Source organism: Anianabacter salinae (assembly GCF_019061145.1).
GTDB lineage: Bacteria > Pseudomonadota > Alphaproteobacteria > Rhodobacterales > Rhodobacteraceae > Anianibacter > Anianibacter salinarum.
In genome coordinates this window covers 747,715-773,273 of sequence record NZ_JAHQZS010000002.1, presented here as the reverse complement: position 1 = coordinate 773,273, position 25,559 = coordinate 747,715, and the positions used below count along the sequence as shown (strand labels likewise).

23 protein-coding genes are annotated in these 25,559 nt (G+C 67.8%); 9 read left to right on the top strand and 14 right to left on the bottom strand.

Annotation, left to right across the window (positions count from 1 at the left end; genetic code table 11):
• Window position 1 precedes the first annotated feature (1 nt).
• From selD to KTJ87_RS08325, 10 genes are all read right to left on the bottom strand, one after another.
• Window positions 2-2,179: a selenide, water dikinase SelD gene (gene selD, locus KTJ87_RS08370; protein WP_267138642.1), complete on the bottom strand. Its 2,178-nt coding sequence runs from the start codon at window positions 2,177-2,179 to the stop codon at window positions 2-4.
• Window positions 2,172-2,381, bottom strand: coding sequence for a hypothetical protein (locus KTJ87_RS08365; RefSeq protein WP_267138641.1), 210 nt, complete (start codon window positions 2,379-2,381; stop codon window positions 2,172-2,174). The genes selD and KTJ87_RS08365 overlap by 8 nt, the downstream gene beginning before the upstream one ends.
• A 32-nt stretch (window positions 2,382-2,413) precedes the next feature.
• On the bottom strand, window positions 2,414-2,974 hold the full coding sequence (locus tag KTJ87_RS08360; RefSeq protein ID WP_267138640.1) for a pyridoxamine 5'-phosphate oxidase family protein: 561 nt from the start codon (window positions 2,972-2,974) through the stop codon (window positions 2,414-2,416).
• A complete protein-coding gene (locus KTJ87_RS08355) occupies window positions 2,967-4,010 on the bottom strand; it encodes a lipocalin-like domain-containing protein (RefSeq protein ID WP_267138639.1) in 1,044 nt (347 codons plus the stop codon). Before KTJ87_RS08355 ends, KTJ87_RS08360 begins: the two co-directional genes overlap by 8 nt.
• Window positions 4,000-6,396 carry an ABC transporter permease gene (locus KTJ87_RS08350; RefSeq protein ID WP_267138638.1) on the bottom strand — a complete coding sequence of 799 codons (2,397 nt, stop codon included), beginning with the start codon at window positions 6,394-6,396 and terminating at the stop codon, window positions 4,000-4,002. The genes KTJ87_RS08355 and KTJ87_RS08350 overlap by 11 nt, the downstream gene beginning before the upstream one ends.
• On the bottom strand, window positions 6,393-7,049 hold the full coding sequence (locus tag KTJ87_RS08345) for an ABC transporter ATP-binding protein (protein ID WP_267138637.1): 657 nt from the start codon (window positions 7,047-7,049) through the stop codon (window positions 6,393-6,395). Before KTJ87_RS08345 ends, KTJ87_RS08350 begins: the two co-directional genes overlap by 4 nt.
• Window positions 7,050-7,131: 82 nt before the next feature.
• Complete coding sequence (locus KTJ87_RS08340) at window positions 7,132-8,484, bottom strand: cytochrome-c peroxidase (RefSeq protein WP_267138636.1); 1,353 nt, start codon at window positions 8,482-8,484, stop codon at window positions 7,132-7,134.
• A gap of 93 nt (window positions 8,485-8,577) precedes the next feature.
• The gene (locus tag KTJ87_RS08335) at window positions 8,578-9,102 is read right to left on the bottom strand and encodes a flavin reductase family protein (protein ID WP_267138635.1); all 525 of its coding nucleotides are present in this window, start codon (window positions 9,100-9,102) and stop codon (window positions 8,578-8,580) included.
• Complete coding sequence (locus tag KTJ87_RS08330; protein WP_267138634.1) at window positions 9,099-9,998, bottom strand: aldo/keto reductase; 900 nt, start codon at window positions 9,996-9,998, stop codon at window positions 9,099-9,101. The genes KTJ87_RS08335 and KTJ87_RS08330 overlap by 4 nt, the downstream gene beginning before the upstream one ends.
• Window positions 9,998-11,155, bottom strand: coding sequence for an LLM class flavin-dependent oxidoreductase (locus KTJ87_RS08325; RefSeq protein WP_267138633.1), 1,158 nt, complete (start codon window positions 11,153-11,155; stop codon window positions 9,998-10,000). The genes KTJ87_RS08330 and KTJ87_RS08325 overlap by 1 nt, the downstream gene beginning before the upstream one ends.
• A 90-nt stretch (window positions 11,156-11,245) precedes the next feature.
• Here KTJ87_RS08325 and KTJ87_RS08320 point away from each other — a divergent pair, with 90 nt between their 5' ends.
• From KTJ87_RS08320 to KTJ87_RS08310, 3 genes are all read left to right on the top strand, one after another.
• Window positions 11,246-11,944 carry a GntR family transcriptional regulator gene (locus tag KTJ87_RS08320; protein WP_267138632.1) on the top strand — a complete coding sequence of 233 codons (699 nt, stop codon included), beginning with the start codon at window positions 11,246-11,248 and terminating at the stop codon, window positions 11,942-11,944.
• Window positions 11,945-11,958: 14 nt separating this feature from the next.
• Complete coding sequence (locus KTJ87_RS08315; RefSeq protein ID WP_267138631.1) at window positions 11,959-13,050, top strand: Gfo/Idh/MocA family protein; 1,092 nt, start codon at window positions 11,959-11,961, stop codon at window positions 13,048-13,050.
• A gap of 152 nt (window positions 13,051-13,202) precedes the next feature.
• The gene (locus KTJ87_RS08310; RefSeq protein WP_267138630.1) at window positions 13,203-15,626 is read left to right on the top strand and encodes a GcvT family protein; all 2,424 of its coding nucleotides are present in this window, start codon (window positions 13,203-13,205) and stop codon (window positions 15,624-15,626) included.
• A gap of 111 nt (window positions 15,627-15,737) precedes the next feature.
• Here KTJ87_RS08310 and KTJ87_RS08305 read toward each other — a convergent pair whose 3' ends face one another.
• Window positions 15,738-16,805 (bottom strand): Mrp/NBP35 family ATP-binding protein, encoded by a 1,068-nt coding sequence (locus tag KTJ87_RS08305; RefSeq protein ID WP_267138629.1) that lies wholly within the window; start codon window positions 16,803-16,805, stop codon window positions 15,738-15,740.
• 60 nt (window positions 16,806-16,865) lie between these two features.
• Window positions 16,866-17,375, bottom strand: a complete 510-nt coding sequence (locus tag KTJ87_RS08300) for a DUF2478 domain-containing protein (RefSeq protein WP_267138628.1) — start codon at window positions 17,373-17,375, stop codon at window positions 16,866-16,868.
• A 74-nt stretch (window positions 17,376-17,449) separates the two neighbouring features.
• On the opposite strand from KTJ87_RS08300, the gene mobA reads away from it, so the two are divergent.
• Window positions 17,450-18,019 (top strand): molybdenum cofactor guanylyltransferase MobA, encoded by a 570-nt coding sequence (gene mobA, locus KTJ87_RS08295; protein WP_267138627.1) that lies wholly within the window; start codon window positions 17,450-17,452, stop codon window positions 18,017-18,019.
• On the opposite strand, the gene KTJ87_RS08290 is transcribed toward mobA, so the two are convergent.
• Window positions 18,016-18,249, bottom strand: coding sequence for a sulfurtransferase TusA family protein (locus KTJ87_RS08290; protein WP_267138626.1), 234 nt, complete (start codon window positions 18,247-18,249; stop codon window positions 18,016-18,018). The two genes, mobA and KTJ87_RS08290, sit on opposite strands and share 4 nt — an antisense overlap.
• Window positions 18,250-18,366: 117 nt before the next feature.
• Here KTJ87_RS08290 and KTJ87_RS08285 point away from each other — a divergent pair, with 117 nt between their 5' ends.
• Window positions 18,367-19,611 (top strand): lytic murein transglycosylase, encoded by a 1,245-nt coding sequence (locus KTJ87_RS08285; RefSeq protein WP_267138625.1) that lies wholly within the window; start codon window positions 18,367-18,369, stop codon window positions 19,609-19,611.
• A 124-nt stretch (window positions 19,612-19,735) separates the two neighbouring features.
• Window positions 19,736-20,749, top strand: coding sequence for a phosphotransferase family protein (locus KTJ87_RS08280; RefSeq protein WP_407650477.1), 1,014 nt, complete (start codon window positions 19,736-19,738; stop codon window positions 20,747-20,749).
• Here the strand turns inward: KTJ87_RS08280 and KTJ87_RS08275 are convergent.
• Window positions 20,746-22,365, bottom strand: a complete 1,620-nt coding sequence (locus KTJ87_RS08275; RefSeq protein ID WP_267138623.1) for an alpha-glucosidase family protein — start codon at window positions 22,363-22,365, stop codon at window positions 20,746-20,748. The two genes, KTJ87_RS08280 and KTJ87_RS08275, sit on opposite strands and share 4 nt — an antisense overlap.
• A 298-nt stretch (window positions 22,366-22,663) precedes the next feature.
• Here KTJ87_RS08275 and KTJ87_RS08270 point away from each other — a divergent pair, with 298 nt between their 5' ends.
• The 3 genes from KTJ87_RS08270 to KTJ87_RS08260 are packed head-to-tail and all read left to right on the top strand — an operon-like array spanning window position 22,664 to window position 25,538.
• Window positions 22,664-23,881 carry an NAD-dependent epimerase/dehydratase family protein gene (locus KTJ87_RS08270; protein WP_267138622.1) on the top strand — a complete coding sequence of 406 codons (1,218 nt, stop codon included), beginning with the start codon at window positions 22,664-22,666 and terminating at the stop codon, window positions 23,879-23,881.
• Entirely contained in the window at window positions 23,878-24,684 is an 807-nt protein-coding gene (locus KTJ87_RS08265) for a glycosyltransferase (protein WP_267138621.1), read from the top strand. Before KTJ87_RS08270 ends, KTJ87_RS08265 begins: the two co-directional genes overlap by 4 nt.
• Complete coding sequence (locus KTJ87_RS08260) at window positions 24,681-25,538, top strand: NAD-dependent epimerase/dehydratase family protein (RefSeq protein WP_267138620.1); 858 nt, start codon at window positions 24,681-24,683, stop codon at window positions 25,536-25,538. The genes KTJ87_RS08265 and KTJ87_RS08260 overlap by 4 nt, the downstream gene beginning before the upstream one ends.
• The last annotated feature ends 21 nt before the right edge of the window (window positions 25,539-25,559 follow it).

Sequence of the window (25,559 nt, the reverse complement as noted above, 5' to 3'; positions counted from 1 at the left end):
GTCAGACAACGTCGATAACGGGCGCGCCTTCGGTCATTTCGCCAATGATGGCAGCGGGATACCCTGCATCCTTCAAGCGATGCACGAGGGTCTCTGCGGTGTCCGCCGCAACGGCGGCCAGCAGTCCGCCCGCTGTCTGGGGATCGAACAGCAGCGCCCCGCGCGCCCCTTCGGCGCCCGTCACCATGCCCGCGCCCGTTACGTTGGCGGGATAGAGCGTGGAGCGCACGCCGTGTGCTGCCAGCGTCTCGGCCCCGTCCATCAGGGTCACGTCCGCCAGCCGCAGCCGCGCGCCAAGACCCGAGGCATCGCAGATGCCGCGCAGATGCCCTGCAAGGCCAAAGCCGGTGACATCGGTCATCGCGTGAGCGCCGGACAGGATCGCTGCCGCCGCGCCCTGCGGGGTCTGCATCGCGTCCCACGCCGCCGCGACCCAGCCGCCGCGCGCGGACAATGCCATCTCGGCGGCCAGGATCGTGCCGCTGCCGAGGGGTTTCGTCAGGATCAGCGCGTCGCCCGCACGCGCACCGCCAAGTGTGATCGCGGGGCCGTCCAGCAGGCCGGTGACGGTGAAGCCCACGGTCAATTCGCCCCCGACCGAGCTGTGGCCGCCGACGATCTCGGCGCCCGCCGCGCCGAACACCTCTGCCGCCGCGGCCATGATCTCGGCCATCCAGTCCCGCTGCATCGCCTCTGTCATGCGCGGCAGGATCACGGTGGCCAGCACAGCCTGCGGCGCGGCGCCCATCGCGCAGACATCGCCCATCGCATGCACCGCCGCGATGCGGGTCATCAGCCAGGGATCGGCGGTGAAGGCGCGCAGGTGGTCCGTGGTCAGCACCTGCCGCGCGCCGCCGACGCGCAACACGGCGGCATCGTCGCCCACGCGCGTCTCGACATCATCGCGCCCGGCGGTCGGCAGATCGGCCAGCGCTGCGCGCAGCACGCCGCCGCCGACCTTGGCCCCGCAGCCGCCGCACATCGGCTTGCCGCCCTGCACCTCGGCGCGCACCCCGGCGGCCACATCGCGCGGCAGGGGCGGCGGCGCCATCGGCTCCAGCGCGTCGAACTTGTCCATGAAGGTGCGGTCGATGCGGTCCTTCCACTGCCACAGGACCGCGCCCGACAGCCCCAGCCCCCACTTGTCGGCCAGCGCCGTCTTGCCGCCCATCGAGATCAGCTTGAGGTAATCCTTTTGCGGCCGGTAGCTCTTGCGCTGGCGCCCGGTCAGGTCTGCGAGCAGGTTGTGATGGAGGACCGGCGCCTGCCGCACCGCATAGACGCCTGCCTTGACCACCGGCGCATGGGCCAGATGCGCGCAGTCGCCCACGGCGTAGATCGCCGGATCGCAGCTGCGCAGCATCGGATCGACTGAGACAAAGCCGCCGTCGAGGTCCAGGCCAGTGCTGCCCAGCCAGCCATGGGGCCGCGCGCCCGCCACCGCAACGGTGAAGGCGCTGGCGATCCGCGTGCCGTCTGCAGTCTCGACGGCATCCGGGGTGACGCGCGCGACGGGCGTATCCTCAAGCAGCGTGACGCCAAGGCCGTCCATCGCCGCCGCCAGCTTGCGCCGCGCCCGCGCGCCAAGGCCGGGCAGGGCGGCGCCGCGGTCCAGCACCGTGACGCGCGGCGCGTGGCCATCCTGGCGCAGCGCATGCGCCATGGCCATCGACAGCTCCACCCCGCCGACCCCGCCGCCGATCACCGCGATCTCGGGCGCAGCCTCGCCCGCCAAGGCGCGCGCGCGAAAGGCGGCCCAGGCATCGGCATAAGCGCCAAGCGGCTTGGCGGGGACGGTATGCTCTACCCCGTCGAAGGCAGGCGGCAGATCGGACGAGATGCCGATGTCGATGGACGCGATGTCATAGGGCACCTCGCGCCCGGACGTCAGGATCACCCGCCGCCGGTCGCGGTCGATGCCGCAGGCGGACCCAAGGATCAGCCGCGCCCCCGCGTGCCGGGCCAGCGGCACCATGTCGATGTCGAGCGCGGGGCGCGGGTAGTGCCCGGCGATATGGCCGGGCAGCATGCCGGTATAAGGCGCGGTCGGGCCGGGGTTTATCAGCGTCAGGCGCGCGCCGGGCAGGGGCTTCATTCCCCAGCGCATCAGGACAAGGGCGTGGGTGTGCCCGCCGCCGATGAACACCACGTCGCGGGTCAGGGGCAGGGGATCATTCATCGCGGGGCGCCTTGTGTGTCGTGGTGTCGTCCTTGTCCGCCTGCCCCGGCGGGGCGGACCCTCGGAACACCCAGTATAGCCCGAGCGGCAGCAGCGCGATGATGAGGGCGGCCAGGATCCAGCCCATCCACAGCGCGCCGCCGATCGCGGCGACCCAGAGGGCGGTCATGAGGAGTGTAAAGAGGATGGCGGCGGTTTCCATGGCGCTTGTCCTAGATCAGCGGCGCGGCAACGTCACGGGGCAAGCCATTCGCCCTGCCAGCCGCCTTCGCGCTGGAACCGGGCGCGGCGGTGCTGCGCCTCGCCCAGATGCACCACGTCGATGTCCTGCACATGGGCGCGCAGGATGGCGAAACGCTCCATCTGCGGCTGGCGGATAAAAGCATCGCCCTGCGGGATCGGCTGTCCGGGGGCGGGAACCGTGCCATAGGCCCCGCGCGAGGCGTCGGGCACCCTGGCCCAGGTCTCGGCCACCGCGGTGCCCGTGATGACCTCGGCCTGCGCGCGCAGGCGGATCTGCAGGCGCTGGCGCGGGTTCCAGACGTGGAAGGCGGCAAGGGGATCGGCGGCCAGTTCCGCGACCTTGCGCGACAGGGCGTCGGTGTGCACCTCGATCAGGGCGTCGCTTTCGGAGACCCTGCGCAAGACCACGGTGCGCGCCTCGGCGCCGCCGTCCAGCCCGGCGGTCGCCATCACCAGATGGCGCTCGGGCGCCTTCGCATCGGCCGCGCCGCGTGCCAGCCTTTGCCAGAGCCGCGCATGCAGGCCGTCCAGCGTCTCGAACCACTCACTCATATCCCGTCATCTCCAGATAGCCGCGTCCGGCGTGGCTGCCTGTCACTGTCACCGGCCCCTCCCAGTAGGGAAAGGCCAGCGGGTTCCACGCCTGTTCGTTTACTGCCGTCACCTCGACGTCCAGCGCCTGACCCGGCAGTTTAAGGCGCCAGCGAACCGGGATGTCGCGGCCCGCCACCTCGGCCGCGCGTAAAGGTTCCGCCGTGAACGCCCCGTCCGGGTAGGGCGTCGGCGTTCCGTCTGGCGCGATCCACGTGGCAGAGGTGTAGTCGCCCGCCGCATCGTCGCGCAACACGAAGCCCATCAGCCTGGCGCCGCCGCCCAAATGCAGCGAGAACCAGTCCCAACCCTCCTGGCTGCGCGCCAGCAACTCGGATGACCATTCGCGGTCGAGCCAGCCTTGCCCCGTCACCTCCACCTGTCCGTCCGGCAAGGCCAGGGTGCCCGAGACCTCGTAGAAGGGCTGCGAATAGTAGTGGCTGGCCTGCCCGCTGGCGGCCTTGACCGAATAGCCGTTCTCGCCCTGCGGCACGAAGGGCGCGTCCGTCTTGAGAGTCAGATCGTAGCCGAACTCCTCGCCGCCCGCGCGCAGCGAGACATCCGACAGCGACGGGCCGGAAAGCCGCCAGTCGTCGATCCACGCCTCGAACGGCTCTGCCGTCACGCCTGCCTGACCGATGCCGCCCCGCGCGAAGCGTTCGGCGGCGAAATGCGCGGTCTTGGTCGTCAGCGCCGCATGGCCGAACCAGATCTGCGGGCTGGACCAGCCATCGCCTTCCGTGGGGGCGAGTGCCGATCGGAACAGCGTCCACTGCATCCCGTAGGTCTGCCCGTCCGCGCCGTCGAGGTTTGCGGTCAGATACCACCATTCGATCCGGTAGGCGGGATGCGGGCCGTGATCGGTTGGAAACTCGAACTCATACCCGGCATCCGGCATCGCGAAGCCTTCTGCGTCGGTGCCGAGACCGGCAAACCCTTGGGCCTCGGCAAAGCTCGCGCAGAACATCAGGGCGATAGAGTAACCCTTAGCGTTCATTCGCAAATACCTTCAGAAGTTCCGCAGGCGGCGTCCGCGCCAGCCGCCGCGCGGGCCAAAGCGCGGCCAGCAGCGCTGCAAGCATCGACAGCGCCCCTAGCCAGAGCCAGTCGCCGGGAAACACCTGCATCGGCAGGCGCCAGCCGAACGCCTCGACGTTGATGACCGCCAGCAGCACATAGGCCAGCAAAAGCCCCACCGGGATCGCGGCGATGAAGGTGACAAGCGCAAGGAACAGCGCGCGCAGGATCTCCAGCCGGGCAAGGCTGGCCCGTGTCAGCCCCAGCGCCCAGACCGGCGCCAACTGCGGCTGGCGCATCGTGGACAGGGTCAGCAGCGAGGTGAGGATCGCAAAGCCCGCGACGGCAAGCGTCAGCACGTTGAGCGCGCCGGTGACGGCAAAGGTGCGCTCGAAGATGCCTAGCGAGAACCGCTTGAGGCTTTGCTGGTCGGTGATCTGGTCGGGGGCGATGCCGGCCTCGTCCGTCAGCGCGCGCTGCAGGGCGGGGGCGTCCGGCGCGGGCAGGCGCAAGCCAAAGTTCAATTCGGGCGCGTCCGGATAACGCGCGCGGAACGCGTCCAGCCCGATCAGCACCTGTGCCAGCGGGTTGCCATAGTCGCTGTAGACGCCGCCGATGGTGCGGGTGTCGCCGCCGGGCAGGGGCAGCGGATCGCCGGGGGCCAGCGCTTCGCGCCGCGCGAGTTGTTCGTTGACCAGCACCGCCTCGCCGCGTGCCACGCGGTCCCAGACATCGGGCAGCGCGGACAAGAGCGGCCAGTTGTCCCGGTAGGTGGCATGATCTGCGACGCCGAAAATCTCGGCCGGGGCGCCCATCACGACGGCATCGACCGACACGATGGGGAGCACCGCGTCGACACGCCCGTCCAGATAGGCCAACAGGCGCTCGGCCTCGGCCGGATCGCTGGCGCGGACGTAGAGTTCTGCCGCAAGTCGCTGGTCCAGCCAGCCGGTGAAGGTCGCGCGAAAACTTTGCACCATCGTGCCGACGCCGATATTGGCCGCCAGTGCCAAAAGCAGCGCCATCAGCGCCAGCGACAGGCCGGGAAGCTGCTGGCGCGTGTCGGCCCAGAACCATTGCGGCAGCGCGCCCCGCGCCGCGCCTGCCGCCAGAACCAGCACCCCGTGCAGCACCAGCGGCAAGGCCAGCGCTGCCGCGATCAGAAGCACGCCCAAGAGGACAAACCCGGCCACAAGGCCGCTGCCGACAAGGGCCAGCCCCAGCGCGACCAGTCCCAGCGCCGCCGCCGCCGCGCCTTGGGCCAGCCGCCCGGCTGCGGACCCGCGCGACCAGGCGCGGGGCTGCGCCGAGGCGAGAAGCGGCAGGCGCGCGACCCGCCAGAACGCTCCGGCCGCCGCGATTGCGGTGCCCAGAAGCGCGATCACCATCCCCGCCGCCCACCACGCGGGCCGCAGCGACAACTGCCCCGACACGTCAGCACCGTAAAGCCCGCGCAGCGTCGCGGCCACGTCCGGCAACAGCGCCGCCGCGATCAGATAGCCCAGCGCCATGCCGATCCCGCCCGACACCAGCGCAAGGATCACCAGTTCCAGCGACAGAAGCCCGATCAGCGTGCGCAGCGGCAGCCCAAGCGCGCGCAGCGTGCGGAACACCGGGCGGCGCTGCTCGAAGGCAAGACCGATGGCACCGTGCACGATGAACAGCCCGACCGCGAAGGATAACAGGCCAAAGGCGGTCAGGTTGAGGTGAAAGCTGTCGGTAAGCCGGGCGATGTCGTTGCTCTCGGCCTGGGCGCGGCGGGTCAGACCGGACGCGATGTCCTGCAGCGGCGTGCCCGGTGCGTCGCCTGTCAGGATCAGGCGCGTCAGGCGGCCCGGCTGACCCAGAAGCCCCTGCACGATGCCGATGTCGCCGATTGCCGTTCCCGGTGCCACAGAGGCGGCAGGGACGACGCGCAGCCCGAGGCCGGACAGGGCGGGCGCCGTCTCGGGGTTGGCATAAAGAAGGCCGGGCGGCGTGATGAAGCCTGCAAGGTCCGTCTCGACCTCGACCGTGTCGGGTGCGATGTCTGCAGGGGCGGTCAGCGGGTCGATCCCGATCAGCCGCACCGATTGCCCGCCCGCGCGCAGGCGGCCCTCGATCACCGGCGTCACCGGCCAGCCCGCGCGGCGCAGCCCGACATAGTCCGCTTGCGGGAAATCGGCGCCGTCCGGCACGATCTGCGGATAGCGTGCCTCGCCCAGCGTTTCGGCGGCCTGATCGTAGCTGGCGCGCGCCTCGGCATTGATCGCCTGCACCCCAGACCAGAGCGCGGTCGCCAGCGCCAGCCCGGTGACCAGCGTCACCAACTGGAACGGCCGCCGCAGCCAATGCGACAGAAGTGCGCTCAGCCCCGCGCGGATCATGCCACGCGGCCCTGTGACAGCACCAGTTGCGCGTCCATGCGCGCCGCCAGCCGGCCCGAATGCGTGACTGTCAGCAGCGCCGCGCCGGTTTCCGCGACAAGCTGCAGGAACAGGTCGAGCACGCGGTCCCCCGTCGCCTCGTCAAGGTTGCCCGTCGGCTCGTCCGCGAGAATCAGGCGCGGGCGCGCGGCCAGCGTGCGGCCGATGGCAACGCGCTGCTGCTGACCCCCCGACAATTCCTCTGGATACTTGCCAAGTTGGTCCTCAAGCCCCAGCGCACGGGCCAGCCGCGCGTCCCAAGCAGGGTCATGCCGCCCGGCCAGCCGCGCCTGAAAGGCGATGTTCGCCGACACGTCGAGCGAGGGGATCAGGTTGAACTGCTGGAACACCACGCCGACCGTCCCGCGCCGCAGCGCCGCGCGGCCCTTGTCGTCCAGCGCGGCGATATCGGTGCCGTCCACCATCACGCGGCCAGCGTCGGGCACATCAAGCCCGCCGATCAGGTGCAACAGCGTCGATTTGCCCGATCCGCTTTCCCCGGTCAGGGCCAACGTGCGCCCGGCGTCCAGCGACATCGAAATGCCGTCGAGAACGGTCAGGCGGCCGCCCTCGGCGGGGTAGGTCTTGGTCAGGGTCTCGACGGAAAGAAGCATGGGCGCTCCGGGGCTACTTCCCCTCGCACCTAGCCCATCGCGCGGCGCTGCACAGCGCGCCAGTCGTCGCAGGGCCGCCGGGTCAGTCGACAGGCAGACCCGAGGGCACCCGCTCTGGCACGCCGCGCGGCAATGCCTCTGCCGTCTCGCCGGTCAGCGCGTTCAAGAAGGCCACCAGATCGTCCACGTCGCGCCGGGTGAGGGCGACCGGGGCGATGTCGAACGTCGAGCGTTCGCGCAGCAGTTCGGGGCGATCCTCAAGCACAGCGAAATCGACCTCCTGCAGCCCCTCGACCTGCGGCAGGCGCGCGGCCTGCGGTTCCCACCGGGCAAGCGAGGCCAGGGGGTTGGCATGGTGGCGCACGATCCCTTCCAGCGTCTCGAAGGCGCCGTTGTGCCCGTAGGGCGCGGTCAGCGCGACGTTACGCAGCATGGGCGTGCGAAAGCGGTAGGCGTCGTCGGGCTGCGCGGTCTTGAAGGCGCGGCCCGGATCGACAGGCGCCTTGCCCGGTTCATGCACCTTGCCGGGGCCAAATGCGGGCAGGGCAAGCGCGTGGAACGACTGGTCGGTGAACAGCGGGCCGGAATGGCAGGTGGCGCAAGCGGCCTCACCGAAGAACAGGTCCATCCCGCGGCGCGCGTCTTCGCCCAGTGCGTCGGTGTTGCCGGCAAGATGGCGGTCGAAGGGGCTGTCGTGGTTCTTCCATTCGGTGCCGATGAAGGCGGCGATGGCGTTCACGATGTGGACGATGGTGATGTCATCCGGCGCGGCCACATCGTCGAACGCGGCGGCGAACAGGTCGGCATAGGCCGGGATCGCGCGCACCCTCTCTTCCAGGATCGGCCAGACGCCAGCGATATCCTGTGACGTGACGGTGGCGATCGGGTTCTCGGCGCCTTGCCCGGCCATCTCGGTCGCCGACGTCACAGGGAACAGCGCCTGTGCGGCGAGGATCGAGGACAGGCCAAGCGGGGTCTTCGCCCCGGCGGGCGTCTCGAACCCGCTGGGCAGGTCCGGGTTCACGGTCAGGCGGCCATCATGGAACAGCACCGACACCTCGCGGTGGCCGAGGTTCCACAGCGCGGGCGCGTTGCGCGGCACACGCTCTACCGGCAGGTCGGGCCCTGCCGAGACACGGCGCTCGGGGCCAAGCCCCTGACCGCCCTCGCCGATGGCAAGCGACACGCCGTCGCTGCCGCCAAAGGTGTGGTGATGGCACGTCCCGCAGGAAATGTTGCGGTTGCCCGACAGGATCTTGTCGTAGAACAGAAGCTGCCCGAGATCGGCCTGCGCCGGATCGAAGGCATTGAAATCGGTATCCGTCAGCGGCGCGGGCAAACTGTCCGCCGCCACCTCGATCGCGCAAACCGTCGCAGCCGCAGCAACCGCGGCGCGCAGGGGCATCCCGCGCAAAGAGGCAAACCAAACAGCCATGAGTTGTCTCCGGACAGACCCAACCACGTTGATTGCGCGCTCATCCTGACCCAAAGGCAAGCGCCGTCTGGGCAACAGTCCGTTTCCGTTAGGTCAGTCGGGGCGGGCAAACCGCCCGAACGTGCCCGACAGGAACAGCAAGGGCGCACCGTCGCGCCAGCTTGCGCGGTCGACCCGGCCCACGACGATGACGTGATCGCCGCCGTCATGCACCGCAACGGGCGTGCATTCGAACCGGGCTAGGCAGCCTTCGATCAGGGGGGTCTCATGTGCGCCCGGCGCCCAGTCGATGCCACTGAAATCAGAGCCTTGCGTTGCGAAATGCCGCGAAAGCTCTTCCTGTTCGGCCCCAAGGATATGGATCGCGTAGTGCTTGGCCTCGGCATAGGCGGCAAAGCGTTTGGACGCCCGGGCGGGCGACCACAGCACCAAGGGCGGGTCCAGCGACACGCTGGCAAAGCTGTTGGCGGTGATGCCCAGCGGGCCGATGTCCGATGCTGTGGTGATGACGGTCACGCCGGTCGCGAACCGCCCCAGCGCATCGCGCAGGGCGCGTGGATCGTCGGGCGAGGGCGTGATCGTCTGCATCGGTCTGGGCGTCCCGCTCTGGTCGGTCATGGCACCTCGTGACCCAAGGCAGCCTGATACAGCTCAAACCATGTCTGGCGGTCAAGGTCGACCTTGAAGGCATCGCCGAGCGCCGCGATCCGGGACAGGCTGTTGGTGCCCATGACCGGCAGGATGATCGACGGGTGCCGGAGCAGCCATGCAACAGCCACCGCCGCCGCATCGACGCCATGCGCCTTGGCCACAGTGCTGATGACGCGGCGCAGGCCCGGGTTGGTCTCATCCCCGCGCACCAGATCGCCGCCGCCCAGCGGCGACCATGCCATCATCGGAACGCCCTTGCGCTGGTGGAACGCGACATCACCGTTGGTGAAGCCGTCATGCGCTTTCAGCGACAGCTCGATCTGGTTCGTCACCAGCGGTGTTTCCATTGCCGACTGCAGCAGCTTCCAGTCCCACGGGCGGAAGTTCGACACACCGACAGCGCGCACCTTTCCGCTTGCGACGGCTGCATCCAGCGCGCGGCCTGTCTCATGATGATCCATCAGCGGGTCGGGGCGGTGGATCAGCAGAAGGTCGATCCGCTCGATCGCCATCAGCGACAGCGAGGCATCGACGGAGGTGGCGATGTGGTCGGCGGAGGTGTCGTAGTGCTTGACCCGCGCGCCCGAGTGGCGGCCCGCCGGGGCGACGATGTCGCACTTGGTGACGATCTCGATCCTGTCGCGCAGGCCCGGCGCGGCTTTCAGCGCGGCGCCCAGCAGCGCCTCGGCCTCATACCCGCCGTAGATGTCGGCCTGATCCATCGTGGTGATGCCCTGCGCAAGGCAAGCCTCGATCTTGGCCTGCACATGGGCGGGCGAAGTGTCGGCATCGTCGCCAAGGCGCCACATGCCATAGACGATGCGGCTGAAATCCAGCCCGTCCGCGATCCTGACCCGTTCCATCAGACCCTTGCTCCGTTCCCGAGTGGTGTTGCCGGGGTGCCGTCCGGCACCCGCCCGTAGACATGGGGCAACGAGCAGGTTTTCAACTCTGGCATCACGCGTTTTCCGAAATGCTCTGCCTCGTCCAGATGCGGGTAGCCCGAGAAGATGAAGGCGCGGATGCCCATCTTCCGGTAGTCCTCGATCTTCGACAGCACCTGGTCGGTCGATCCGACCAGCGCAGCCCCGCAGCCCGACCGTGCCCGCCCGATGCCTGTCCAGAGCCCCGGCTCGACATAGCCGAACTGGTCGGCCAATTCGCGCGCGCGCGTCTGGTGCGACACCCCGAGCGAGCCTGAATCATGCGCCCGCTCGCGGATCAACTGGCCGTATTCGTCGTCCAGCTTCGACACGATGAATTCGGCGTATTCCTTCGCCTCGGCCTCGGTGTCGCGCACGATCATGTGGACGCGCAGCCCGTAGTCGAGCGTGCGCCCATAGCGTTCGGCCACAGCATGAACCGCCTGCATCCGTTCGGCCAGCATGTCCTTGGTTTCGGGCCACATCAGGTAGACGTCGCAATGTTGCCCGCACAGCTCCAGCGCGTCGGGGGAGTAGCCGCCAAAATACATCAGCGGGCCGCCGTTCTGCTGGTAGGGCTTGGCCGGGTCGGTCCAGACATCCTTGAAATCATAGACTTGGCCGGAATAATTGATGCGGTCCTGCGTCCACGCCTGCTTCAGGATCTCGACCACCTCGCGCGAGCGCTGGTAGCGGAAGCCGCTGTCGGCCTTCTCGCCGGGGAAATCGCTGCTGATGATGTTGACCGTCAACCGCCCCTTCAGCATGTGATCCAGCGTCGCCAGCGTGCGGGCCAGCATGATCGGCTGCATCTCGCCGCAGCGCACCGCAGCCAGAAAGTTGATGCTGTCTGTGATCGGCGCACAGCCCGCGACAAAGGATAGCGTGTCCTGACCGACCTGATAGGACGACGGGCACAGGATGTTGCGGAACCCCTGCGCTTCGGCCCGTTTCACGATGGCCGAACAATGCTCCCAGCTGGATCGCAGGTCGTCGTCGGGTACGCCGAGGAACTGGTAATCGTCTGAACACAGGGCGGAAAACCACGACACCTCGGAGGCATCGAGATCGGGAGAGGTGATGGGGACGACGGTCATCGATTCCCTGTCCTTCGCTATGGAATTTCCCCTTGCGTAGCACCGCCGGAAATATGCATCAATCCTGTATCAATTTTCAGAGCGACTCGCATGCCCAGCCCCACCTCCCTGCCGCTCTATGTCCAGATCAGCGAAATGCTGATCCGCGACATTCAGGCTGGCCGGGTGCTGGACGGCGAGCGTCTGCCGCCCGAGCGGGACATGGCGCAGGGCCTTGGCATCTCGGTCGGCACCTTGCGCAAGGCGCTGGACGATCTGTCGGCCAAGGGGCTGCTGGACCGGCGCCACGGGTCGGGGAATTACATTCGCGCAGGCGCGGAACCGGTTGGCGTCTATGCGTTCTTTCGGTTGGAGCTGATCGGCGGCGGCGGGCTTCCGACCGCCGAGGTTCTCAGCGTCGATCGCCTGCCCAAGCCCGAGGATCTTCCCGCGTTCGGGACCAGCACCGAAGGCCACCGCATCCGGCGCCTTAGGCGGCTGGGCGGCAAGCCTGCCGCCTACGAGGAAATCTGGCTCGATGGGTCCCGTGCCACGACCTTGCGCAAGGACCAGTTGTCGGAATCGCTCTACGCCTTTTACAAGGCGCGGCTGGGCCTGTGGATCGCGCGGGCCGAGGACAGGATCGGCGTGGGCGAGATGCCCGGCTGGGGCACCGGCCTTGCGCTGACCGCAGGCGCGCCGTGCGGCCATATCGAGCGCGTCAGCTGGGACCAGACCGGCGCAAGCTGCGAAGCCTCGCGCACATGGTTCGACGCGGGCGTCGCCACATACGTTTCACGCATCAAGTAAGGACACGCAGGCACATGGCAGACACGGTCCGCTACGGGATCATCGGCGCAGGCATGATGGGGCAGGAGCATATCCGCAACATCGCCCTTCTGGACGGCGCCGAAGTCGCGGCGATCTATGAGCCGGATGCGGGGATGGCAACTGCCGCGATGGCCTTGGCAGGCGGCGCCGCGCGGGAAGAGACGTTCGAGGGGCTGGTGACGCGCGGCGATCTCGATTGCCTGCTGATCGCCTCGCCGAACCATCTGCACCTGCCGCAGCTGCGCCGCATCGCCGAGCTGAACCCGCTGCCCCTGCTGGTGGAAAAGCCGATCTACACCGATCCCACCGACGCCGACCGACTGGCCGCGCTCGAGGTCGCGTATCCCGCGCCGATCTGGGTGGCGATGGAATACCGCTACATGCCGCCTGTCGCGCGGCTGGTGGCCGAGGCCGAGTTGACCACCGGCGGCGTCAAGATGCTGTCGATCCGCGAGCACCGCTTTCCGTTCCTGCCCAAGGTCGGCAACTGGAACCGGTTCAACCGCTACTCGGGCGGCACGCTGGTCGAGAAATGCTGCCATTTCTTCGACCTGATGCGCCTGATCCTGCATTCCGAACCGGTGCGCGTCATGGCCAGCGCGGGGCAGGTCGCGAACCACATGGATGAGGATTACGGCGGCGAGCGCCCGGATATCTGGGACGCGGGCTATGTGCTCCTGGATTTTGCCAACGGGTCGCGGGCGATGCTGGAACTGTGCATGTTCGCCGAAGGGTCGGAGTATCAGGAGGAAATCTCTGCCGTCGGCCCGCGCGGCAAGATCGAGGCGCGGGTGCCGGGGCCGACGCGGTTCTGGCCGGATCATCTGGGCGCGCCGCCGGTGCCCGAACTCATCGTCAGCCCGCGCGACCCCAAGGGGCCAAGGCGCATCCCGATGCCGGTGGACCCCGCGCTTCTGGCTGCGGGCGATCACAACGGCTCGACCTATTACCAGCACGAGCGCTTTCTGGCCGTGGTGCGCGGTGAGGCGGCGCCCGAGGTCACACTGGCGGATGGCGCCCGCGCCGTGGCGATGGGGCTTGCCGCGCAGCAATCGGCGCTGACCGGCGAGGCTGTGACGCTCTGACGGGCAGGGTGTCGCGGATGGGCCGTCCGATGTCGCGCCCGGTGCCGACCCCGGTAGAGCGCCGCCCGACAGTGAGGTGACGCACCAGCTCGGCGCCGTTCTGCGCCCGGCCAACCGCGCGCGGCCCCGGAAGGCCAACAGGGAGACTGAGGATGAAGACCCATGCCCGTGTCGTTGTGATCGGCGGCGGTGTCGTCGGATGCTCGGTGCTCTATCACCTGACCCGGGGCGGTTGGACTGATGTGGTTCTGCTGGAACGCTCGGAGCTGACCAGCGGCTCGACCTGGCACGCGGCGGGGGGGATGCACACGATCAACGGCGATCCGAACGTCGCCAAGCTGCAGAAGTACACCGTCGAGCTTTACAAGGAAATTCAGGAGTATTCCGGGCAGGACATCGGCCTGCACATGACCGGCGGCGTGATGCTGGCCGCGACCGAGGACCGCTTTGACTGGCTGAAGTCGATCATGGCCAAGGGCCGCTACATGGGGCTGGATGCCCAGCTTATCACCCCCAGCGAAGCGGCAGAGCTGTTCCCGCTGATGGACCCGTCGCAATTCGTCGGCGCGCTTTATGACGAGGTCGAGGGGCACCTTGATCCCTATGGCACCACCCACGCTTATGCGAAATCGGCGAAGAAGAACGGCGCCGAGATCGAGTTGCACACCAAGGTCGAGGCGCTGACGCAGCTTTCCGACGGAACATGGCGCGTGACCACCGACAAGGGCGACATCATCGCCGAGCATGTGGTGAACGCCGGTGGCCTCTGGGCGCGCGAAGTGGGCCGGATGGTCGGGCTGGAACTGCCGGTGCTGGCGATGGAACACATGTATCTTCTGACCGAGGACATGCCCGAGGTCGCCGCCTTCAACGAGGCCACCGGCAAGGAGATGCTGCACGCGGTCGATTTCGACGGCGAGCTGTACCTGCGGCAGGAACGCAAGGGCATGCTGATGGGCACCTACGAGAAGGCGTGCAAGCCTTGGTCGCCGCATGAGACGCCCTGGAGTTTCGGCCACGAGCTGTTGGAACCGGATCTCGACCGTATCGCGCCCTCGCTGGAAGTGGGGTTCCGCCATTTCCCGGCCTTCGAGAACGCGGGCATCAAGCAGATCATCAACGGCCCCTTCACCTTTGCCCCCGACGGCAACCCGCTGGTCGGCCCGATCCGGGGGCTGCCCGGCTTCTGGTCGGCCTGCGGCGTGATGGCGGGGTTTTCTCAGGGCGGCGGCGTCGGCCTTGCGCTGGCGAACTGGATGATCGACGGCGATCCGGGGTTCGACGTCTTCGCGATGGATGTCGCGCGTTTTGGCGACTACGCGACGCTGCGCTACACCAACGCCAAGGTGCAGGAGAACTATTCCCGCCGCTTCTCGATCCGGTTCCCGAACGAGGAACTGCCCGCCGCGCGGCCCCTGAAGACCTCGCCGATCTATGATCTGCTGAAGGTCGAAGGCGCGCAATTCGGCGCGTCCCACGGGCTGGAGGTGCCGCTGTGGTTCGCGCCCCCGGGCGTGTCGGATGCGTTCTCGTGGCGCAGGTCCAACGATTTCGACCATGTCGGCGCAGAGGCGCGTGCGGTGCGGGGCAGCGTCGGCATCATCGAGACGACGGGTTTCGCAAAATACCGCGTTGCCGGGCCGGGGGCGTCGGCGTGGCTCGACCAGATGCTCGCCGCGCGTGTCCCTGCGCCGGGGCGGATGGTGCTGGCCCCGATGCTCAAGGAAGACGGCAAGCTGATCGGGGATTTCACGCTGGCCAACCGGGGCGACGATTTCCTCATCGTCGGGTCCGGTATCGCGGAAGACTACCACATGCGCTGGTTCTGGCAGCATCTGCCGGGGGATGGCTCCGTCACCGTCGAGGCGCTGGGCGCTGGGATGACCGGCCTGTCCATCGCAGGGCCGAACGCGCGCAAGCTGCTTGCCAGGGTGACAGATGCGGACGTGTCGAACGACGCTTTCAGCTTCATGGACATTCGCCAGATCGACCTTGGCATGGCCCCCTGCACGGTGGGGCGTGTCACCTTCACCGGCGACCTTGGCTACGAGCTGTGGATGGTCCCGGAATACCAGCGCTATGTCTACGGCCTGCTGAAAGCCGCGGGCGCGGAATTCGGCATCGTTGATTTCGGCCTGCGCGCGCTGAACGCGCTGCGGGTGGAAAAGAACTTCGGCGGCTGGGCGCGGGAATATCGCCCCGTCTACACCCCGTGGGAGGCCGGGCTCGGCCGCTTCGTGGCCTTGGGGAAAGAGGCGGAGTTCATCGGCAAGGCTGCGGCTCTGGCGGACAAGGCGGATGGCGGCAAGCTGCGCCTGCGGTCCTTCGTGGTAGCGGCCACGGACGCCGACGTGATCGGGGACGAGCCGATCTATCAGGCGGGCGAGGTCGTCGGCTGGGTCACATCGGGCGGCTATGCCCATGCCTCGGAGGTGTCGGTGGCGATGGGCTATGTGCCGGTGGAGATGGCCGAGCGCCACGATGGCTGGGAGATCGAGGTGCTTGGCCAACGCCTGCCCGCGACGTTGCAGGCGCAGCCGCTGTTCGATGCGAACGGCAGCCGGATGCGGGCGTGAGGGGGAAGGCGGGATCAATCCCGCCCTACGGAACCGCCTGACCTGTAGGGCGGGACTTGTCCCGCCGCGAATTGCGCGGGTTGCCGGGCGGGCGGCGGGATAAATCCCGCCCTACACGACGACGTCCGACACCCGCCGCGCAATGGCGCGGAACGCTTCGGCCTCGCGGCTTTCGGGGTGCGCCACGACCACCGGCGCGCCGCTGTCGCCCGCCTCGCGCACCTTGAGATCCAGCGGCACCTCGCCAAGGAACGGCAGGCCCATCCGCTCGGCGTCCGCCTTGGCGCCGCCATGTCCGAAGATATGCGCCTCGTGCCCGCATTCGGGGCAGATGTAGGCCGACATGTTTTCGACCATGCCGATCATCGGCACCTTCAGCTTGGCGAACATGTTCACCGCCTTGCGCACATCGAGAAGCGAGATGTCCTGCGGCGTCGACACGATAACCGCACCCGCCACGACCGTCTTCTGTGCCAGCGTCATCTGCACGTCGCCGGTGCCGGGGGGCAGGTCGATCACAAGGATGTCCAGCTCGCCCCACTGCACCTGTCCCAGCATCTGCTGCAACGCGCCCATCAGCATCGGTCCGCGCCAGATCACCGGCTCGTCCTCGGCCACCATCAGGCCGAGGGACATCATCGTGACGCCGTGCGCCGTCAGCGGGATGATCGTCTTGCCATCGGGCGAGGCGGGGCGTTTCGACACCCCCATCATGCGCGGCTGCGACGGGCCGTAGAGGTCCGCATCCAGCAGCCCGACGCGCAGACCGTCCAGCGCCAGCGCGCAGGCGAGATTGGCGGCCACGGTGGATTTGCCCACGCCGCCCTTGCCCGACGCAACGGCGACGACTGCGCCCACGCCGGGCACCTTCTGTGGCCCCTGCGGTTGCGCCGTGGGATGGCGGCCGATCTTGAGATCCGGCGGACGTTTCTCGGAATGCGCGGTCAACAGGGCGCTGACCTTGCCCGCGCCCGCAAGCGCCTCGACGGCCTCGATCGCGGCCAGCCGGACGGGTTCCATCTTTGGCGCGATGTCGGGCGGCACCTCGATCACGAAGCGCACGATGCCGTCCTCGACGGTCAGCGCGCGGATCACGTCGGCCGACACCAGCGACTCGTCCGAGCCGGGTATCTTGACCGTTTCGAGTGCGTCCAGAATGGCTTGGCGGTCAAGGCTCATGTCAGTGCTCCCCTTCGGTGCGCCACCTGTCTGCGCGTCCCGGACGGCAAGGGCAAGGGGTCAGGCGGCGGGTTCCCGAAGGGCATTGCGCCGCGCCCAGTCCACCAGCGCGTCCATCCGCGGCGGCAGCGCCTCGCCAAGCCCGTCCGCGAACGCGTCAAAGGCGGCGCCATGCCGATGCGAGACGACCAGAAGCACGGGAATGCCGTCAGACAGCGCGCGCCCGATCAGCGGGCGAAAGCCGCGCCCCGCGGCCTCTTGCTTGCCGAAGCGGTTTATCACCAGCAGATCGGGGCGGGCATCGAGAGCGCGGTCGACCAGCGCCACCGCGCGCTCCAGCCCGTCGGGGTCGAGCCTGCAGCCTGTCGCCTCGGGTCCAAGGTCCTGGCTGATCGTGATGGAAGGGCCGCCGCCCAGCAGCCGAAGCGTCATGCGCGGGCGCCCCGCTTCGGTCTGCGCGACCTGCACCGCCCCCGCGACGCGCAGGCCGCTGTCCGTCAGCGCCTCGGCCGCCTCGGCCAGAACGGTGTCAGCGTCGATGTCTTCTGTCGCGGTGAAATGGCCCAGCATCGTGTCGGTCCTTGTGGCGCCTTGTCCCTGCCTACATCATGCGCGGCGGCAGCGACAGGAAAAGGGGCGGCGGCATGATCCCGGCGGTCATCATCGCAGGCGGCGCGGCGCGGCGCATGGGCGGCGGCGACAAGACGCTTCTGCCGCTCGCCGGGCGGACGATCCTCAGCCATGTGCTGGACCGTCTCGCGCCGCAGGCCGCCCCCCTTGCGATCAACGCCAACGGCGATCCCGCGCGGTTTGCAGGGTTCGGCCTGCCGGTCCTGCCCGACACCGTGCCGGACCGGCCCGGGCCGCTGGCGGGTGTCCTGGCGGCGCTGGAGTGGGCCGAGACGCTGGGCGCCCCGCTGGTGTTGACCGTCTCGGGGGACTCGCCGGTGTTTCCTGCCGATCTGTCCACGCGGCTTGCACAAGCGGGGCCCGCAGCGTTCGCCGTGGATGACGAAGGATCACATCCGATATTCGCCTTATGGAACAGCGCCTCGCGCGCCGAGCTTCAAGCCTGGCTGGGCGCTGGCAACCGCCGGGTGATGGGCTTTGCCGACGCGGCGCGGCTGGCACAGGTGCACTTCGCCGGGCGCGCCTTTCTGAACATCAACACGCCACAGGATCTGGCCGATGCAGAGACGCTCTTGCGCGGCTAAGCCAGAGCCTTTCGGATCAGCCAGGCCGTTGCCGTGCCGTCTGCGTCAGAGGACAGCACCTCGTGCCCGGCTTCGGAACAAAAATGCGGCAGGTCGATCACCGCGACCGGATCGGTCGTGACGATGCGCAACACGGCGCCGGGGGCCAGCGCGGCAAGCCGCTTGCGCGCCTTCAGCACCGGCAGCGGGCACAGCATGTCCCGCGCGTCCACATCATCATCCCAATCCATGCGCGCGAGGTAGGCGGCGGCGATCGGCTTGTCCAGACACCGGCGCGTGTGGTTCCCATTGCGGCACGCGGGCAGGTCCGGCACCATGGGCGCAAAACGAGCGGAAGGAACGGGCAGATGCAAGCGAACAGGCGCGCCGTGCTGGGCTGGATCGGAATGGCTGGGCTGTCGGCCTGCGGCGGGCTGCCGGGGCCGATCGCAAGCTTCGAGCAACCCGCGCAGACACAATTCCGTCCCGTGCCGAACCCTGCCTTCGATGACTGGGTCGCCGCGTTCCGGGGCCGCGCCGCTGCGCGCGGTATCCCCGAGGCGACGCTGGCGCAGGCATTTCGCGGCGCAGGCTTCCTGCCGGACGTGATCGACCGTGACCGCAACCAGACCGAATTCACCCGAACGCTCGAGGACTACCTGGCCATCGTCGCCAATGACGAACGCGTGCAGACGGGCCGGGCGAAATATGCACAGTTCCGCGACACGCTGGCGGCGATCGAGGCGCGCCACGGTGTCGAGGCGCATGTCGTGGCGGCGATCTGGGGCGTCGAGTCGCGCTTTGGCGCGCGGCGCGGGGACATTCCGGTGATCTCGGCCACCGCGACGCTTGCCTTCGACGGGCGGCGCGGCGCGTTCTTCGAAGACCAGTTGATGGCGGCGCTGCGTATCTTGCAGAAGGGCGACATCACCCCCGACCGCATGACCGGAAGCTGGGCGGGCGCGATGGGCCACACGCAGTTCATTCCCACGTCCTATCAGGCCTATGCGCAGGATTTCGACGGCGATGGACGGCGCGACATCTGGTCCGAGGACCCGTCAGATGCGCTTGCCTCGACCGCCGCCTATCTCGCCCGTTCGGGCTGGCAAAGCGGGCGGCCCTGGGGGCTTGAGGTGTCGTTGCCCGCCGGGTTCGATACCGGGCTGGCGGGGCGCGGATCGGACCGCGCGGTAGCGTTCTGGGCCGACAGAGGCCTGAGGCTGGCGGGCGGCGGCGCGGTGCCCGATCATGGCGCCGCATCGCTCTTGATCCCGGACGGCGTGCCGGGCCCTGCTTTCCTGGTGTTCCGCAACTTCACCGCCATTTCGCGCTACAACAACGCCATCAACTACGTCATCGGCGTTGGTCACCTGTCGGACCGTATCCGGGGCGGAGGGCCGCTGCAGGCGGGGTTCGGGCCGGATCGCTACGGCCTGACGCTGGAAGACCGCAAACGGTTGCAGGCGGGTCTGACCGCTGCAGGGTTCGATGCGGGAACGCCGGACGGGGTGCTTGGAACAAAGACGACAGCCGCGATCGAGGCTTACCAGCGCGCAGCTGGCCTTGCCGTGACCGGCGAGCCGTCGCAGGCACTGCTGTCGCGGCTGGGATGACCTTCAAGTGACTGTAGGGGGGATCAAGAATTGCACATATCCTGCATTATTGACGATTTTTCCAGGAAATTTATCCAGAAAGATTGTCTAATTGCAATGTATGCGGCGCCTCGGGATGTCTGAGATGCTGCCGCTTGATGTCGCCGCCGTAGAGGGGTGGCTTGCCGATCGTCTGGACGGGTTTGAAGGCCCGCTCGAGGCGCACAAGTTCGCCTCGGGTCAGTCGAACCCGACCTTTTTGCTGAAGACCCCCGCGCGTGACTATGTCCTGCGGCGCAAGCCGCCGGGGCAGCTCTTGAAATCGGCCCATGCGGTCGACCGCGAGTTCCTGGTGCAGAGCGCGCTTGCGGATACCGACGTGCCGGTGCCGCAGATGCATGTGCTGTGCGAGGACGACAGCGTTACCGGATCGATGTTCTACGTGATGGAGGCGGTTGCCGGGCGCAATTTCGACGATCCGCGCCTGCCGGGCCTTGATCCCGAAGGGCGCGCGGCGGTGTTCGAGCAGATGAACCGGGTGCTGGCGGCCATCCATTCGGTCGATGTGGGCGCTGTCGGGCTGTCTGATTTCGGCAAGCCGGGGGATTACTACGCCCGGCAACTCGACCGCTGGACGAAGCAGTATCGCGCCACCGAGACCGAAGCGGTCGCCGACATGGACGCGCTCATCGACTGGCTGCACGCCAACATGCCCCCTGACGATGGCAAGGTGGCGCTGGTTCATGGCGACTACCGCCTCGACAACCTGCTGTTTGCGCCGGGTGCCCCTCGCGTCGCCGCCGTGCTGGATTGGGAACTCTCGACGCTTGGCCATCCTTACGCCGATCTTGCCGGGGTCATCATGCAATGGCGCCTGCCGCCCGGCAAGGAAGGGCGCGGGCTGGAAGGCGTGGATCGCCGCGCGCTTGGCATCCCTGAAGATGAGGAATTCATCGCAAGCTACTGTGAACGCATGGGATTGACTGAAATCGAGCGGTTCGATTTCCGGCTGGCCTTTGCGTTCTTCCGGATGGCGGCAATCCTTCAGGGCGTGAAGAAGCGCGCGCTCGACGGCAACGCCTCGAACCCCGATCAGGGGCTGCGAATGGGCGCGATGGTGCCGGAATTCGCCCGGCGGGGGCTGGACGCGGCCGGTTAATCCAGCCGCGCGCACTCTACCCGGCCGGTCAGCCAGGCGAACCCGTTCGGCCCAAGCTCCAACTGGTCCTCGCCCAGCCCAGCGTTGCGTGCCGGACCCGTCAACGACGTCTCGCAATCCAGCTTCAGCGCGACATCCTCCGGCGAAAGGTTGAACACGCAGGTCAGTGCATCGTCGCCATCGGCGCGGGTGAAGGCGAGGATCGGCTCGTCGATGTCGTGGAATTCGGTCGTGCCGCGCAGGAGGGGCGCGGCGCCTTTGCGCCAGCCCAGAATCCCGCGGTAGTAGTCCAGCACGCTGTCCTCGGCGTCGTCCTGCAACTCGACCGCGCGGGCGGCCTGCGCGGGCTTCACCGGCAGCCAGGGCGTGCCGGTGGTGAAGCCGCCATGCGCCGCGTCCTTGTCCCAGACCATCGGGGTGCGGCACCCGTCGCGGCCCTTGTAATCGGGCCAGAATTTCAGGCCCGGCGGGTCGACGATCTCGTCATAGGTCAATTCGGTCTCGGTCTGGCCGCATTCCTCGCCCTGGTAGATGCAGACCGCACCCTCGAACGACAACAGCAGCGCGATGCACTGGCGGGCAAGCGCGTCGGTGTCCGCGCCCGGGTCGGCGAACCGCGTGGCGTGGCGGATCACGTCGTGGTTCGAGAACGCCCAGCACGGCCAGCCATCGGGGGCATCGCGAAAGAACCCCTCGACGCAGCGGCGAAAGTGCTCGGCGGTGAACACGGGGCCCAGCATCTCGAACGAGTAGGCCATGTGCAGCCGGTTGCCGCCCTTGGTATACTCGCCCATGATCTTGCCCGCGCCGCGCCCTTCGCCGACCTCGCCGACGCTGGTGCGGCCCTCGTATTCGTCCAGCAGCGCACGCACCTGTTGCAGAAAGCCCACCGTCTCGGGCCGGGTCTTGTCGTAGACGTGGATCTGGACGTTGTAGGGGTTGGCCCAGTCGTCCTCGCTCGCTTCCGGCAGCGGCGGATTGTCCCTGAGTTCAACGTCATGGAAGGGATAGTTGATGCTGTCGAGGCGGAAACCGTCAACGCCCCGGTCCAGCCAAAACCGCATGGCATCAAGGATCGCCTGCGGCACTTCGGGGTTGTGAAAGTTCATCTGCGGCTGCGTGGACAGGAACGAGTGCAGGTAATACTGCCTGCGCCGCGGCTCCCATGTCCAGGCAGGGCCGCCGAACACGGACAGCCAGTTGTTGGGCGGCGTGCCGTCCGGATGCGCGTCGGCCCAGACATACCAGTCGGCTTTCGGGTTGTCCTTTGACTGGCGGCTTTCCTCGAACCAGGCGTGCTGGTCCGAGGTGTGCGATGGCACCTGATCGATCGTCACCTTCAGGCCCAGGTCATGGGCGCGGGTCACCAGCGCGTCGAAATCCTCGAGCGTGCCGAACAGCGGGTCGACGCCGCAATGGTCCGAGATGTCGTATCCCATGTCCTTTTGCGGCGAGGTGAAGAACGGCGACAGCCAGATCGCATCGACGCCAAGGCTGGCGACATGATCGAGCCGCCGGGTGATCCCGGGCAGATCGCCGATGCCGTTGCCGGTCGTGTCCTGAAAACTGCGCGGATAGATCTGGTAGATCACCGCGCTGCGCCACCATTCGTTCATTGCCTGCCTCCGGCTGAGTCCCCGCCGACCCTACAGACGCGGATGCCGCAGGCAAACCTATAATGATTGCGCTAACGCAAGCGCGTGGATTGCAGCTGGCCCGAAGTGCCAAGTGTATCAATTTCAGATGACTGTCTCATGGGATTCTCAGTACGCATGGTAAAGGTGATTGATATTAAATTGATTTCGGCGGTGTCTTGCCATCCGGCCACGCCGTCGCAAATTCTTCACTATACATCAATCTGGCGCGGGCGTAGGCGTTTCGGCCAACCGGGCTCGGCAAAACAGGAGGCATGGCATGAAAATCGCGGTTCTCGGGGGCGACGGCTTTGTCGGCTGGCCCACCACGCTGCACCTGTCCGATCTTGGCCACGAGGTGCACATCGTCGACAACCTGTCGCGCCGCTGGATCGACACCGAGCTTGGGGTGCAGTCGCTGACCCCGATGGATTCGGTGCAGGAACGCTGCCGCATCTGGCATCAGGAAACGGGGCGCCGCATCCAGTTCCACCTGATCGACCTTGCCAAGGAATATGAACGGCTCAAGGGCTGGCTGGCCGAGGAAAAGCCTGACGCGGTGATCCATTTCGCCGAACAGCGCGCTGCGCCCTATTCGATGAAATCCGACCGCCACAAGGTCTATACCGTCAACAACAACACCAACGCGACGCACAACCTGTTGGCGGCGCTGGTGGAAACCGGCATCGACGCGCATCTCGTGCATCTGGGCACGATGGGGGTCTACGGCTATTCGTCTGTCGGCGCGCCCATCCCCGAGGGGTATCTGGACATCGAGATCGACACGCCGACGGGCAAGCGCGCGCAGCAGGTGCTGTATCCGACCAAGCCGGGGTCAGTCTATCACATGACCAAATCCCTCGATCAGATCCTGTTCCAGTTCTACGCCCAGAACGACGGGCTGCGGATCACCGACCTGCATCAGGGCATCGTCTGGGGCACCCACACCGACCAGACGTTGCGGCATCCGCAACTGATCAACCGGTTCGACTATGACGGCGATTATGGCACCGTTCTCAACCGCTTTCTCATACAGGCGGCGATCGGCTATCCGCTGACGGTGCATGGCACGGGCGGGCAGACCCGCGCCTTCATCCACATCCGCGATTCGGTGCGCTGCATCGAGCTTGCGCTTGGCGATGCGCCGAAGGCGGGCGAGCGGGTGAAGATCTTTAACCAGATGACAGAGACCCACCGCGTGCGAGATCTGGCCGAGATGGTGGCGCGGCAGACCGGGGCGCGCATCGCCAACCTGCCGAACCCGCGCAAGGAAGCCGAAGAAAACGACCTGATCGTGAAGAACGACCAGTTCCTTGCGCTTGGGCTAGAGCCGACGACGCTGGAGGACGGGCTTTTGTCCGAAGTGGTGGACGTGGCGAAGAAGTTCGCGCACCGCATCGACCGCGCCCGCGTGCCAGCGGTGTCGGCCTGGACCCGCGACCTTGGCCAGCGCGTCGTCCATGATGTCGAGGGCCGCGCGATCCGCAGCGCATCGTGACGCCAGTGCGCGACCGCGCCTATGTCACGCTTGTCACCAACGCGGATTATGCGCTGGGGGCCAAGGCGCTGGTGCGCTCGATCCGGGCGACGGGGACGGGCGCGGATATCGTGGTGATGCACACCGGCGGCGTGACGGCGGAGGCGCTGGCGCCGCTGGCCATGCTGGGCGCGCGACTGGTTCCGGTGGACCTTTTGCCGACGTCGGATGCCTTCAACGCCGCCCATCAGCGCGAGGCCCTGCACGGCGCGGCCCCTTTCACCAAGGGCGGCAAGCCCGCGTTCCACACGCCGCTCGACAACTTCGCCAAGCTGCGGCTGTGGCAACTCGATTATGCGCGGGTGGTGTTCATCGACGCCGACGCGCTGATGCTGCAGCCTTGCGACGCGCTGTTCGACTACCCCGAGTTCTGCGCCGCGCCGAATGTCTACGAGGGGCTGGCGGATTTCCACCGGATGAATTCGGGCGTGTTCACCGCGCGGCCCGATCCCGCGACGTTCGAGGCCATGCTGGCCCGGCTCGATGTGCCCGGCGCGTTCTGGCGGAGGACCGACCAGACGTTCCTGCAGGACTATTTCCCCGACTGGCACGGTCTGCCGATCCCCTTCAACACCCTGCAATACGTCTGGTTCAACCTGCCCGAATTGTGGAGTTGGGACGCGATCCGCATCCTGCATTTCCAGTACGAAAAGCCTTGGCAGGACCATGACAAGGCCGACCGCCTGCGCCCGTTGATCGACCTGTGGCGCGCTTATGCGGAAGGGGGCGAGGTGCCGCCACTGTCCAGCCTGCCGAACCCATGAGGATCGCCGTCACCGGTGGCACGGGGCTGGTCGGGCGGTTCATCGTGCATGAGGCGCTTGGCGCGGGCGACGAGGTGGTGATCCTGTCGCGCACTGCGCCGCAGGGGGGCGATCTGGCCGGGGCCGAGCACCGGGCGTGGTCGATGGGACAGGCGCCGCCGCTCGACGGCATCGACGCGGTGGTCCACGCCGCTTTCGATCACCTGCCGGGGCGCTATCGCGGCGGCGAGGGGGACGACCCGGCGGGCTTTGTCGCGCGCAATCAGCACGGAACGCAGGCCCTGCTGGATGCCTGCGCGCGTTTCGGCGTGGGCCGGGTGGTGTTCCTGTCTACCCGCGCGGTCTATGGCGACTATCCGCCCGGCACAGCGTTGTCCGAGGATTTGGCCCCGCGCCCCGATACGCTTTACGGGCAGGTCAAGGCGGCGGGCGAGGCCGCACTTGCGGCGCTGCCCGTGCCGGGCGTGTCCCTGCGCGTGACTGGCGTCTACGGGGCCGCAGTTCCAGGGCAAAGGCACAAGTGGTCGGACCTGTTCGCGGATTTCCTGGCCGGGCGCGATGTCGCCCCGCGCGCGGGAACCGAAGTTCACGGCGCCGATCTGGCCGCTGCGTGCCGTCTGATCCTTGCATTGCCCGCGGACGAGCTGCCACCGGTGCTGAACGTGTCCGACCTGATCCTCGACCGCCGCGATCTTCTGGCCGAGGTCGCCGCGATCACCGGGTCACCGGCGCCGCTGCCGCCGCGCGCGGAAACAGCGGTCTCGGCGATGGACACCGCGCGCCTGCGCGCCCTCGGCTGGGCACCGGGCGGCTGGGACCGTCTGCGCGCCAGCTTGCCGGGGATGCTGTGCTAGGCTTGCCCCGGACCGGCAGTT

Coding starts and splice junctions, on each gene's coding strand:
- selD (WP_267138642.1), bottom strand. CDS start 2,179: ATGAATGATCCCCTGCCCCTGACCCGCGACGTGGTGTTCATCGGCGGC.
- KTJ87_RS08365 (WP_267138641.1), bottom strand. CDS start 2,381: ATGGAAACCGCCGCCATCCTCTTTACACTCCTCATGACCGCCCTCTGG.
- KTJ87_RS08360 (WP_267138640.1), bottom strand. CDS start 2,974: ATGAGTGAGTGGTTCGAGACGCTGGACGGCCTGCATGCGCGGCTCTGG.
- KTJ87_RS08355 (WP_267138639.1), bottom strand. CDS start 4,010: ATGAACGCTAAGGGTTACTCTATCGCCCTGATGTTCTGCGCGAGCTTT.
- KTJ87_RS08350 (WP_267138638.1), bottom strand. CDS start 6,396: ATGATCCGCGCGGGGCTGAGCGCACTTCTGTCGCATTGGCTGCGGCGG.
- KTJ87_RS08345 (WP_267138637.1), bottom strand. CDS start 7,049: ATGCTTCTTTCCGTCGAGACCCTGACCAAGACCTACCCCGCCGAGGGC.
- KTJ87_RS08340 (WP_267138636.1), bottom strand. CDS start 8,484: ATGGCTGTTTGGTTTGCCTCTTTGCGCGGGATGCCCCTGCGCGCCGCG.
- KTJ87_RS08335 (WP_267138635.1), bottom strand. CDS start 9,102: ATGACCGACCAGAGCGGGACGCCCAGACCGATGCAGACGATCACGCCC.
- KTJ87_RS08330 (WP_267138634.1), bottom strand. CDS start 9,998: ATGGAACGGGTCAGGATCGCGGACGGGCTGGATTTCAGCCGCATCGTC.
- KTJ87_RS08325 (WP_267138633.1), bottom strand. CDS start 11,155: ATGACCGTCGTCCCCATCACCTCTCCCGATCTCGATGCCTCCGAGGTG.
- KTJ87_RS08320 (WP_267138632.1), top strand. CDS start 11,246: ATGCCCAGCCCCACCTCCCTGCCGCTCTATGTCCAGATCAGCGAAATG.
- KTJ87_RS08315 (WP_267138631.1), top strand. CDS start 11,959: ATGGCAGACACGGTCCGCTACGGGATCATCGGCGCAGGCATGATGGGG.
- KTJ87_RS08310 (WP_267138630.1), top strand. CDS start 13,203: ATGAAGACCCATGCCCGTGTCGTTGTGATCGGCGGCGGTGTCGTCGGA.
- KTJ87_RS08305 (WP_267138629.1), bottom strand. CDS start 16,805: ATGAGCCTTGACCGCCAAGCCATTCTGGACGCACTCGAAACGGTCAAG.
- KTJ87_RS08300 (WP_267138628.1), bottom strand. CDS start 17,375: ATGCTGGGCCATTTCACCGCGACAGAAGACATCGACGCTGACACCGTT.
- mobA (WP_267138627.1), top strand. CDS start 17,450: ATGATCCCGGCGGTCATCATCGCAGGCGGCGCGGCGCGGCGCATGGGC.
- KTJ87_RS08290 (WP_267138626.1), bottom strand. CDS start 18,249: ATGGATTGGGATGATGATGTGGACGCGCGGGACATGCTGTGCCCGCTG.
- KTJ87_RS08285 (WP_267138625.1), top strand. CDS start 18,367: ATGCAAGCGAACAGGCGCGCCGTGCTGGGCTGGATCGGAATGGCTGGG.
- KTJ87_RS08280 (WP_407650477.1), top strand. CDS start 19,736: ATGCTGCCGCTTGATGTCGCCGCCGTAGAGGGGTGGCTTGCCGATCGT.
- KTJ87_RS08275 (WP_267138623.1), bottom strand. CDS start 22,365: ATGAACGAATGGTGGCGCAGCGCGGTGATCTACCAGATCTATCCGCGC.
- KTJ87_RS08270 (WP_267138622.1), top strand. CDS start 22,664: ATGAAAATCGCGGTTCTCGGGGGCGACGGCTTTGTCGGCTGGCCCACC.
- KTJ87_RS08260 (WP_267138620.1), top strand. CDS start 24,681: ATGAGGATCGCCGTCACCGGTGGCACGGGGCTGGTCGGGCGGTTCATC.